Genomic DNA, 11,480 nt, shown 5'->3' with positions numbered 1-11,480 from the left:
TGGCCGGCGCAGGGCGCGCAGTCGCGATCGCTGGCGACCTCAATGGCGATGGTCTCGCCGACCTGGTCACGAGCAGCGAGCCGCTCAGCTTCGTGCTGCCAGGTCGCAACACGCCCTTCCCCGCGGTGATCCCCGCCAGCGACATCGGTGCGAACCAGGGCCTAGGTGTCCGAATCGCCTCGCAACCTACCGGCCCCATCGAGAGCCTTGGCGGCGGCGGCGACGTGAACGGCGACGGGATCGACGACCTGATCCTCGGCGCCCCCGAGGAGGAGTTCGCGGGCGACGAGGAGAACGGCGGCGCCTACGTGGTCTTCGGCACCACCGCCCTCGATGAGGACGTCGCCCTCGCCACCCTCGACGGGGACGATGGCTTCGTCGTGCGCTACCCCTTCCCCGCCTTCGACTCCCGCATCGGCGAAGACGTCGACATCGTCGGCGATATCAACGGGGACAACATCGACGACCTCGTGCTCGGCGCCCCCTACGACGGCCTCTTCCTCTACAGCCGAGGCTACGGCCACGCGGTCTTCGGCTCGGACGAAGGCTTCCCGCCGCAAGTGGATCTGTTCACCAACGCGGGTGATGACACCTTCTACATCGTGAGCAACGACTACCTCACCGGCCAAGGCGTCAGTGCCCTCGGCGACGTCAATGGCGATGGTATCGACGACTTCGCCATCGGCACCAGCCGCGGCAACGGCTACGTGGTCTTCGGCAAGGGCGGCCCCTTCGGTGAGTTCTTCGCCACCTTCGACGGCGTCGAGGGGTTCATCATCGAACCCAACGGCGACTTCCCCGACGACATCTCCCTCGACCGCGCGGGCGATGTGAACGGCGACGGACTAGACGACATCATCTTGAGCGCGCGCATCGACGGCTTCACCGGCGCGGCCTACGTGCTCTACGGCCGTCCGACTTTCGATGCCACCGTGGACCTCAGCAACCTAAGCCCGGGAGCAGGCGTCGCGCTCGTGTCGCCACCCGCCTGCTGCGCGAGCCTCAAGGCCACCCCCGTGGCCGGCGACTTCGACATCAACGCGGACGGTTTCGCGGACTTGCTGATCGCCGGGGCACGAACGATCCCGGGCGCAGGCGAGTTGGTCGAGGCCTACGTGGTGTACGGCGGCAATGCACTGCCCGCGCAGGTCAACCTGGCAGCCCTCGATGGCAGCGATGGCTTCACCTTGCGCACGCCGCCCGCTCAGGCGCTGACCAGCGTGGATGTGGACGGCGGGGGAGATCTCAACGGCGACGGATTGGACGACCTGGTCCTCGGCACGGTGCTCGACTTCGGTGGGGCGCAGGTGGCGCGGCGAAGCTTCGTGATCTTCGGTCGCTCACCAGCGAAGTAACCCTCAGTATCAAGAACCCGTGGACGCGATCCGACGGGATCGCGACCACCCGCCACTCAGTTACCCTGCTCAGCGGCCACCTTTACTAACTCAACGAAACGCTCCTGCCGCTCCACCGACCGCCACTGACGCACAGCCCCTAACGAACTCGCAAACAGCGCCTCCCGACGCTCGGTACGTTCCTTGACCGCCTCCGTGCGTATGCGCCCGCGCGAGATCAGCTCCTTGGCCGTCAAGGCATCCAGCACGTAGGTCATGTCCCAGAAGTGCGCGGCGTTATCCGACTGCTGGCGAGCGGCACTCAACACCTCATCGCACTCCGTCTGCAACGCCCTGAGGCTGGGGAACTCGTGCTTACCCACCGCGTAGTCTCGCTCGGACAGTTTGTAGAGCAAGGCCAAGCCCACCAGCGAGTTCGTCTGGGTGTACAGATCCGGCTGCGGCTTCTGCGCGGCGACCGCGCGATAGCTCTTCGCCATCGCCACCAAGGCGTCGATCACCTTGCGCCGAGCAAGCCCACGTCCCTTCACCTCCAACAGCTGCACTATGGCCATGCTCTTTTGGGCGCTGGCGAGGAGCGCCTCGCGTTCGGTCGTCGTGGCAATCGCCATGAGGTGCTGTAGCTCCTCCATCGACCGTTCGACCCGCTCGAGCGCCTCCTCCTTGGCCTGCGGCGTCAATTCACCGCGCTCCGCAAGCTCCCAGGCCACCTCGCCCGCCCACCGAGCACGCAGGTTACCGCGCTGCTCGATCGCACGAATGGGCACGGTGCTGCCCTCAGCAGCGTTCGCGATGGCCTTGGTGTAGCAGTCGATCGCTGCCTCGAAGTCGCCGAGGTCACCGTAGAGTTCGCCGAGCGCAGCGTTGATGTCCGAGCGCACTCGCCACGATTCCGGGAGCGCCTGCACCAGGCGCTCGGCACCGCGGCGGCAGTAGTCGCGCGCGTCATCCTCTCCCTGTTGGACCATGGCGCTGAGGTTCTCCAGGTCCACCACCGCTTCACCGGGATCCACGTAGCGTCCGGGCGAGAACTGGCCCTGCTCGTTCTCGCGCACGACCAATCGGAACTGTGGGTTGCCGTAGCACTGGTAGGCGGCCCAGGTGTTGGAGAAGGGCGCTTCGGCGTAGGCGGCGTTGCGCGCGTCGATCACCGCATCGCCAAAGTTCTCGCCCGCGAGCATCTTCTCGTAGAAGACGTCGGCGAAGGCCTGCGCTGCGCCGTCATCCACCTCCCAACCGGTCGCCACGACCGCCTTCACGCCCATGCGAATAAACTCGGTAGCGAGATTGCCGGCGAGAAGATGACGATCCGCGCGAGCGTGCTGCTGGCCGGGTGCGTCGGGATCGTCGATGGCGCCCAGGTAGCAACAATTGATGAACACGAGCTCCGGGGTGACGGGGAGCTGGTGGATCTCGCCGGGCGTGAGCAGGGGACGGCTGGCCGCGCGTTCCTCGTAGGTATCGCCCTCGACGGGGCCGATGATCATGCCGCTGCGGGTGGGATCGTCGGGGTCGAAGACGCCGTGACCGGCCAGGTGCAGCAGGCGATAGTCGCCCTTGAACAGCCCGCACAACACGTCAGCCGTATCCATCGGCGCTCGGCCGCGGACGAGGCTATGCTTGGCATCCCACCCGCTGCCCTGCAGTCGCTCCACCACGGCGAGGGCCTCGCGGCGGGCGCCCTCGAGCTGAGCGAAGTCCGGGTCATCGGCGGGGGTCGGGTCGCCGAGCACGAAAGCGGACAGCTCACTCGCATGAGTGATCGCGCGCGGGCGTTCCTCGCGCAGGCTGCGCAGCAAGCCCGTGTGCGCGGGCCCGGCGTCGCGATCTGCGTCGAGGCCTCGATCGAGGAACAACTCCCAGGGGTAGCTGGCGGCCTTGGCGTCGACCACGAGCACCACGTTGCGCCCCTCCGCCGCCGCGCGCTTGAAGTCGTGCGGCAGCATCAGCTCGAAGAGCGCCTGGCGATCGCACAGCGCTTCTCGATCACCGCTGCGCGCGTTGGCGAGCAGCTCATCGATCAGGCGCCATTGCACGGTGACCCGATGCTCCGCCGAACGCGCCCGATCGGCGAGGGCGGTGAACTTGAAGCCGAGGGGCTGCCCATCGGGATCAGTAGGTGACGGCAGGCGTTCGATGGTCAGTCGGGTCCACCACGCGTTGCGGGTTTCGAACACCATGCGACGGCGACCGCCCTTGCCGCGCGTCAGATGCTCTTCGGCGACCAACCATGGCGCGAAGCGCGCCTCCGCCCCGAGTTCGCGCAGGTAGTGTTGGGCCTGCACGGCGCGGTCGTGGAACAGTTCGTACACCTCCAAGTGAGTGATGGGCGAGAGATGGCGTTGCCCCGCGTCGCCGTTGGCGCTCGCCTTGTTGACCTCCTCGATCTTGAGGTTGGTCAGGTGCACGGCGCTCAACAGCGCGCGCAGGGAGTCCTTGGCGCCCACGCCGCCCTCGCCGCTCGCGATCAGCAATGCGGTCAACGACAGGCCGTCGGCACTCGGGGTCAGTTCTCCGCAGCGCGCGGCGTAGTTGCGCATACCGCGAGCCAGGGTCATCACCAGCGCCTGGGGTTGCAGGTCGCCGATGACGCCAAGGCCGACCACCACCGCGCCCTTGCGGTTGTGCTCGATGGCGCGCTCGTCGGCGAAGAAGACCTCCGCTGAGCCCAGCCGTCCTGGATAGTCGTCGAGGCTCAGACGATGGCTGAGGCGATAGCCGAGGGTCTCGTCGAGCGCTTGCTCGGCGTTGTAGATGCCGTCGTCGAGGTAGTGGCCGATCAGCACCGGGTGCTTGGCCCAGCGCAGATCCGCATGCACGACGCTCACCTGCACCGGCGTCGCATCGCCCGCGTCACCCTCGGGTTCGCCACCGAGGTACTCATCGAAGATGGCGTCCTCGTCAGGGAAGTACTGCGGGCCGGGGTCGTCCTCGATGAAGAAGGGCTCGTCGCTCGCGCGCGCGACCGGCGGCTCTTGCGAGAGCTCCGACGTCGCACCGTGCTTGAGCAGATCGCGGTAGGCGGAGAACGAGCGCTTGTGATCGAGCAGATTGCCGTGCTTGGTGCGCACGTACCACGCTTGCGTGCCCTGGGGGATGCCCCCGTCCCACAGCACGGTGCCATCGCCCCGCCGACTCCCCACCACTTTGATCTTCCCGCCCTCGAGGCGGATCCCTGCCGGGGTCTCGCGCGCGAAGCCGGCCACGTACTTGATGCGTTCCGGATGGCGCAGGGGTTCTTCCAACACCCGACCGATCGCGGCACCGGCCTGGCGCAGCATGTTGCCGTTGGGCACGGACCAGCCCTTGTCGCGCAGCTCGCGGTACTCACGCCAGATGGCCAAGGCGAAGTGATCGGCTTGTTGGTGGGGTTCGCTGCCGGGCTGCGGGAGGAGCTGCAGGTAGCCCTGGTACTCGTTGACCACGTCGAGCAGCTGTTCCTTGCTGTTCAACTGATCAAGCAGGGCGAGCAAGCTGATCATCTTGCCTCGCCCGAGCAGGGCGCGAACGGTGGCGTAGGAGCCGGCGTTGGGCGTGCCCGCCATCACCAGGCGACCGCCGTTCGCCACCAGGCGATCCCACACCTCGGGGCGGCGCGCCATCATCGCCCGGGTCACCAGGCCGCCCATCGAGTGGGCGATTACGTGAAGCGGCTGTTCGGCCTGCCGGAGCGCGTCCTCGAGCTCATCGGCGAGTTGATCGCCGAGCGCTTCCAGGGAGAGGCGCCAGTCGTAGGCGTAGGGCACCACGTTGAAGTGCTTGCGTGCGTACTCCACGAACTTGCCGTAGGCGCCGCCGTTCAAGGAGGTGGCCTCGACGCCCTCAGCGTCGCTCGCGAGCTGGTTGATGCAACCGCGCGCCAGGTCGAAGAAGTCCAACCAGATCTCGTTGTCGTCCACGCTGAGGTTCGAGCCCAAGATCCCCGGCAGCACGTAGAGCCAGGGCTTGGTCGCATCGATCGCCGGCTCCCCTTCCCCAGCGCCTCGATGCACGGCCTCGATGGCTTGCCCGCGACCGCGCAGGCTGTCGAAGCCGGCGGGCACTTGCGGTTGCAGGGCGTCTGCGATGGCGGCGGCGCTGTGGGGGTGGGAGAAGTACCCACCGTGGGTCACCTTCGGCACGTGGAACAGGCGCCCCTCGGGGCGGCGGATGCCGCGCTTCATCGAGGCGGTAGGCACCACCAGGTCGTGGTCCTCGCCGAAATAGCGGTCGCTGACGAACTCGGCGACACGGCCGGCGATACCGCTACCCTCGAAATCCCCGGACACCACCGTGAGATCGGCTTCTACGGTGCGGAAGGTGTTCAGCAACTTCACCGTGGGCGAGGTGACGAGCATCGACTCCAGGCCCGGCAGCTTGGTGGGATCCGCGCGCAGCTTCGCCGCTGCCGCCAGCACGTCGGCCGCGATGCTCGCGACGTCCGCGAGGTCCCCTGCGAGGCCGCCCGTAGGCACGCCGAGCGCTTTGCCCAAGGCCTTGGCGGAGGCCTTGGTGACGTTGATGACCACGGACAGCCATAGGTCGAAGCGGCCTTCCATCAAGGTGGTGCCGCGGGCCGGACAGGCGACGCGGACGAATCGCTCGACGGGCGATCCGCGCTCCTTGAACGCGTCGTTCAGCGTCCGCAACGCTTGCTGGTCCACATCCTGGTCGAAGAGCGCGATGGCGTGGGCATCGAACACGGGCTCGTCGCGGCCCTTCGCGCCACGGCCCGCGCAGAGCAACTCGCCTACCAAGCCGCCGCGCGAATGGCTGATGAGGTGGACCGGCGTGTCGGCCGGCAACAGGGCCATGAGATCGCGCGCGTTCTCGACGGGGCTCTGGGTGATCGACCGGTGGTCGAAGCCGTAGATGCGATCGCCGTAGGTGGCCACCAGGCGTTGCCAGCTCGCGGGCTGTCGGCTCTTGAGGCTGGCGAAGGATCCCGGCGTGGTGGAGAAGGTGCCGTGCACGAACACGAGGATCGGCTTCTTCCGGTCGCCGGTGGCGATCTGCTCCGCGCTCGTCACCGCCTCGCCCAGCACCTGGCCGTCGAAGCGGAACAGACCGCCCACCTCATCGCCCGTCTTGGCCAGGCGATCGTCTTCGATCTTCTCGGCAACCAGGTCGATCGTGGCATCAGCACCGATCTCGACCAAGTCCACGCCGACGGTCTTCAGGCCCTGCACCGCCCAGGCGACCCGTCCCCGGGTGCCGCGCGGATTGCGCACGGGGTACTCGAGAGGCAGATCCTGGGGCGAGCGTGCGCGCGCCTTGAAGGGTTGGTCGCTCGTGTCCTCGAGGTACTGCTCGACCGTGGTCCAGAGCACGAGGCCTCCGCCGAGGTCGACCTCCAGCAGGTCGTTGCCCTGCGCCGGCGCCTCCACCCGCTCGCCGCCGGAACGAGCGCCCGCGTCGCACGCGACGTCGAGGGTGACCTCAGACCGGATCAAGGAGGAGGTGGGTAGTGCGCTCTCGGTGGAATCGTCGATGGTCCGTCGGCGTCCCTGGAGACGAATCTTCGCAGTCATTGATCTTCCTTGGTGCAGCGCATCGCCGGAGCGGCGGTGGACGTTTCGCTAACAATGCGGGATTGGTGGTGCAAACGCGAGAACGTGCCGTGTGCCGAGCCCCCCCCTGCGGTGACCCTGCAGCCAACGTGTGCACTAGCTGCGTGAGCTCCTTACGCATCGTCATTGTGTGTTCTAGCGATGTTCTCTCTCGCACCACCGCACGGTCAGCAGACGACATCATCCAGGCCACCCTTATCGCTTGCGCCCACATGGGATGAGATTGCACCGCAGCGTGGCGTCGACATGTCATGTGCCCGTAAAGCGCACCAATACCTTGCCGCCCCGCCGTGCTTTGGTTCCACTGGACGTCCAAGCCATCCGCCGCCCGTCCAACAGCGGTACCATGCGGGACCGCACCGGCCCCTCCCCAATCTCCAGGACCCTATGAGCAAGCAGTCACCGCCCCCCACCACTCCCCAAACAGACACCGTCTCCGTCGACGTCAATCCTCGCGGCGCGCTCGAAATGCTGTCGCAACTCGAAGTCGACGTGCTGCGCCGCGCCGGCACGGGCAACGCCGCCGAACTCTTCCGCCGCTGCGCCCTCGCCGTCCTCAACACCGGCAACATGACCGACGATGCAGCCGCCATCTTCGCCCGTTACGCCGACTTCGCTTGCGAGATCATCCAACGCACCCGCGGCGTGCAGCTGCGCATCGCCAACGCGCCGGCCAGCGCCTTCGTCGACGGCTACATGATCGAGGGCATCAAGGAGCACCTCTTCGCGGTGCTGCGCGACGTGCTGTACATGACGACCGTGCTCGAGCAGGACGACCTCTTCGACCTCGACACCACCGCCGGCGTCACCAACGCCGTCTTCCACGTGTTACGCAACGCGGACATCATGGCCGTTCGCACACCACCTAACCTTGTCGTTTGCTGGGGCGGGCACTCGATCGGCCGCGAGGAGTACGACTACTCGAAGGCGGTCGGCTACCACATGGGCCTGCGCGGCCTGGATGTGTGCACGGGGTGCGGCCCCGGCGCCATGAAGGGGCCGATGAAGGGCGCCGCGGTGGGGCACGCCAAGCAACGCAACCGCAACGGCCGCTACGTCGGGTTCACCGAACCGGGAATCATCGCGGCCGAGCCTCCCAATCCGATGGTCAATCACCTGGTGATCCTGCCGGACATTGAGAAGCGTCTGGAGGCGTTCGTGCGCGCGGCTCACGCGATCGTGATCTTCCCGGGTGGCGCAGGCACGGCGGAGGAGATCCTGTATCTCCTCGGCATCCTCATGCACCCGAACAACGCCAACGTGACCTTGCCCCTGGTGCTCACGGGGCCCGAACAGAGTCGCGGATGGTTGACGTCCGTTGATGCCTTCCTGGTGAAGGCCTTGGGCGAGCAGGTGCGCCAGTACTACGAGGTGATCGTCGGCGATCCGCCCGCTGTGGCGGCGCGCGTGAACGACGGCGTGCGCCAGGTGCGGCGCAACCGGGTATCGACGGGCGATGCCTTCTACTACAACTGGCTCCTGCACATCCCCTACGAGTTCCAGCGACCGTTCGAGCCCACCCACGAGAACATGGCGGGCCTGCGCCTGGAACGGGACCGTCCGGTGCACGACCTGGCCGCCGACCTGCGGCGGGCGTTCTCAGGCATCGTGGCGGGCAATGTGAAGGAACCGGGCATTCGCGCGGTCGCGGAGCACGGGCCGTTCAGGATTCGGGCGGACGAGACGCTGTTGGCACCGCTGGACGGGTTGCTGAGGGAGTTCGTCGCCGCCGGCAGGATGAAGTTGATGGGCGAGTACGTGCCCTGCTACGAGGTGCACGGCTGAAGTACCCGCGGCGCGCGCGGCGGCCGATGCCACCACGCGCGCCCGTTGAGCTTTACAGGCTGTCTAGCTTTTCCTTCGGGTAGAACGCCATCAACAGCTGGTCCTTGATGGACAGGGCCTTCGCCTTGCCCGCGCCGATCTGCCCCACCTCCGTATCGCCACAGTAGGTGCCGAACAGGCGATCCCACAGGATGATGTTGCAGCCGTAGTTGGTGTTGCTCTGCTCCAGCGCGTGGGCGTGGTGCACGTGGTGCTGCTGGGCGGTGGCGAAGAACCAGTCGTAGATGGGTAAGGACTTCAACGGCAGGTTCGAGTGGTTAAGTTTCCCGTTCCACATGCCGAAGGCGCCCGACACCGCCATCACGTAGTCGCTGGCCCCGAGCAACGCGAGCGCCACCGGCGTACCTACGGCGAGCGCTAGGTACTCCAGGGGATGGGTGCGCGCGCCCCGCATGCAGCTCATCTTGGTGATGTGGTGGTGGGTGGCGTGGATGCGCCACCAGAAGGACGATTCGTGCTGCCAGCGGTGCAACCAGTAGTAGACGAAGCTCGCCACCAGCTTGATCGCGATGGCAGCCGCGATCAGACCCAACACCGACTCGGGGGCCAGGCTGATCTGCAGGGGCGCCATGTCGCGCAGGGCGCGGAAGCCCTCGGACAGGGGCGTCTTGTAGTAGTCGCTGTAGAGCGGCGCCCAGAGGAGACCGCCCATGGCGAGCCAGAAGGCGTCTTCGGCCAGCTCGTGCGGCTCCAGGATCCAGTCCTTGCGCTTGGTCCAGATGCGCTCGGCGAAGATGAGCAGCGGCGTCGGCAGGATGATCATGATCAGGGCGAAGAGCTTGTGGTCCCACCACTCGGTGATGATCATCGTGGCCACCAGCAGCATCGAACCGATCACGAGCGTGGGCTGGATGGCGGCGGAGAGGTAGTCCCTGGCGGTCCATGCGCCCTGCCCGGTCGCCCCCCCGACGCCGCTGGAGATAGGTGGGTTGGTGGCCTGATCCAAGCTGGCGTCGGTCATCTCGCGGGTCCCCTGGGCTTGCGATGGTGGCGTGAAGTGCTCGCTAACCCCTTGTTCTAAGCAAGGATCACGCCAGACTGCCGGCATCGACGCCGTGACGTCGGCCCCGAGTTCTTTGCAATCGAAACCTATCCAGCGAAGAGCCCTATCAACCCGATGGACATGGGCCGAGAGCCGCGCTGTCCAGCACGAGGGCAAACGGGTGCGCTTGCCCCGTACTGAATCAACAGGGCCCTAAAGTCGTGCGTCGCAGGAAGTGTTCTTCAGGCGAAGAAATACTGCGAAATCCGCAGCCGCAGGTACCGAACACCTGCGCCAAACCCACGCTGCCAAGCACTTCGCCCCGGCAAGCCTCAGCCGGGGGTCGTCGTCGTGCGCTCACAGGCACACCCCTTGCATCTAGGCCTCAGTGGCCGTGGCGCCCGCGCTGACAGCAGGCGCGCTGCGGCACCCGAACGGAAAGACGCACAGACGTCGCAACAGACCGAACGATGGCTCAGGGAACGAGGATCCAGAGGATGTCCGACAAGCCGACCAAGAAGATGTCACGCCAAACGAAGGGCGTGATCCTGATCTTCAGCGCGATCCCGATCATCGTGTTCCTCAAGGCGGTCTTCGATGATCACGTGGTGCTGGGCGCGGTCGCCTCTCTGCTGCTGGCCTGGGGCGCCATCGAGATGGGCAAGAAGGACGACGACTAGCCTTTCGCCCCATCCAGGGTGAGTAGAGCGCCGTAACACTCCGGGCGGCGATCTCGAAAGATCCCCCACTCCGTTCTGTGACGCTCACACTGCGCTAGATCGACCGTCGCCAATAGCGTGGCCTCGTCGCGGTCATCCGCGTGGACGAGCAGGTCGCCGGTATGATCGGCGATGAACGAGTTGCCGTAGAAGGTCATCGACAGCTGCGGGTCCTGCGTCGCCACCTCGACGCCGATGCGGTTGGACGCGACCACGGGCACCATGTTGGCGGCGGCATGACCTTGCATCGCCCGGCGCCAGTGCTCGCGCGAGTCCAGCGTCGCATCCCCGGGTTCGCTGCCGATGGCCGTGGGGTAGAGCAGGATCTCCGCGCCGCCCAACACCATCGCGCGGGCCGCCTCCGGAAACCACTGGTCCCAGCAGATCCCCACGCCGATGCGCCCGAAGCGGGTGTCCCACACCTTGAAGCCCGTATCGCCGGGGCTGAAGTAGGTCTTCTCCTGGTAGCCGATCGAGTTGGGGATGTGGGTCTTGCGGTACACGCCGAGCATGGCGCCGTCGGCATCGAAGAGGCACACGGAGTTGAAGAAGCAGTTGCCGCTGCGTTCGAACCAGGAGATGGGCAACACCACACCCAACGTGCTTGCAAGCTTCTGGAAGTGGGCCAGGAAGGGATTGTCCGCGAGGGGGGTCGCCAGCTGCAGATGCTCGCCGTGCTGCTCGATGCAGAAGTACGGCGTCTCGAACAGCTCCTGCAGGAGGATGATCTGAGCGCCATCGGCCGCCGCCTGCCTGACCAGGTCCGTCGCTCGGGCGACGTTCGCCTCGCGATCCCAACTGCACGCCATCTGCGTGGCCGCCAACGTCACTGAGCGCATCTGCGGATCCCCTCCTCCTCGAGCTGCGTCCAGGTTGTCTCACGAGTGCGCCCGCCGGTGCAAAGGGCATCGCCCTTTGCGTGGGGGGCTCGGCTCGCATAGTCTGCGCCTCAACGAAGTACCTTGAGGAATCGGTGGACGTGACGACCTATCGGATGCCGGCCGAGTGGGACCCGCACGAGCGTTGCTGG

At 66.5% G+C, this 11,480-nt stretch carries 6 protein-coding genes; 3 read left to right on the top strand and 3 right to left on the bottom strand.

All coding sequences use genetic code 11. The features are described 5' to 3' along the window. A partial coding sequence (locus AAF184_21915; GenBank protein MEO0425008.1) for an integrin alpha occupies positions 1 to 1,355 on the top strand: 1,355 nt, incomplete at its 5' end. A gap of 56 nt (positions 1,356 to 1,411) precedes the next feature. On the opposite strand, the gene AAF184_21910 is transcribed toward AAF184_21915, so the two are convergent. Then, positions 1,412 to 6,865, bottom strand: a complete 5,454-nt coding sequence (locus AAF184_21910; protein ID MEO0425007.1) for a CHAT domain-containing protein — start codon at positions 6,863 to 6,865, stop codon at positions 1,412 to 1,414. 426 nt (positions 6,866 to 7,291) lie between these two features. Here AAF184_21910 and ppnN point away from each other — a divergent pair, with 426 nt between their 5' ends. Next, positions 7,292 to 8,689, top strand: a complete 1,398-nt coding sequence (gene ppnN, locus AAF184_21905) for a nucleotide 5'-monophosphate nucleosidase PpnN (protein MEO0425006.1) — start codon at positions 7,292 to 7,294, stop codon at positions 8,687 to 8,689. A 52-nt stretch (positions 8,690 to 8,741) separates the two neighbouring features. Here ppnN and AAF184_21900 read toward each other — a convergent pair whose 3' ends face one another. Then, entirely contained in the window at positions 8,742 to 9,710 is a 969-nt protein-coding gene (locus AAF184_21900; protein ID MEO0425005.1) for a sterol desaturase family protein, read from the bottom strand. Between the two features lie 518 nt (positions 9,711 to 10,228). Between AAF184_21900 and AAF184_21895 the strand changes: the two genes are divergently transcribed. Further along, positions 10,229 to 10,411 carry a hypothetical protein gene (locus AAF184_21895; GenBank protein MEO0425004.1) on the top strand — a complete coding sequence of 61 codons (183 nt, stop codon included), beginning with the start codon at positions 10,229 to 10,231 and terminating at the stop codon, positions 10,409 to 10,411. Here AAF184_21895 and aguB read toward each other — a convergent pair. Then, complete coding sequence (gene aguB, locus AAF184_21890) at positions 10,408 to 11,289, bottom strand: N-carbamoylputrescine amidase (GenBank protein ID MEO0425003.1); 882 nt, start codon at positions 11,287 to 11,289, stop codon at positions 10,408 to 10,410. The two genes, AAF184_21895 and aguB, sit on opposite strands and share 4 nt — an antisense overlap. Positions 11,290 to 11,480 lie beyond the last annotated feature (191 nt).

The sequence above is a fragment of the Pseudomonadota bacterium genome (assembly GCA_039815145.1).
GTDB lineage: Bacteria > Pseudomonadota > Gammaproteobacteria > Steroidobacterales > JBCBZW01 > JBCBZW01.
Note: the sequence above shows the minus strand (reverse complement) of the source record. Positions and strands in the feature narration are given on the sequence as shown.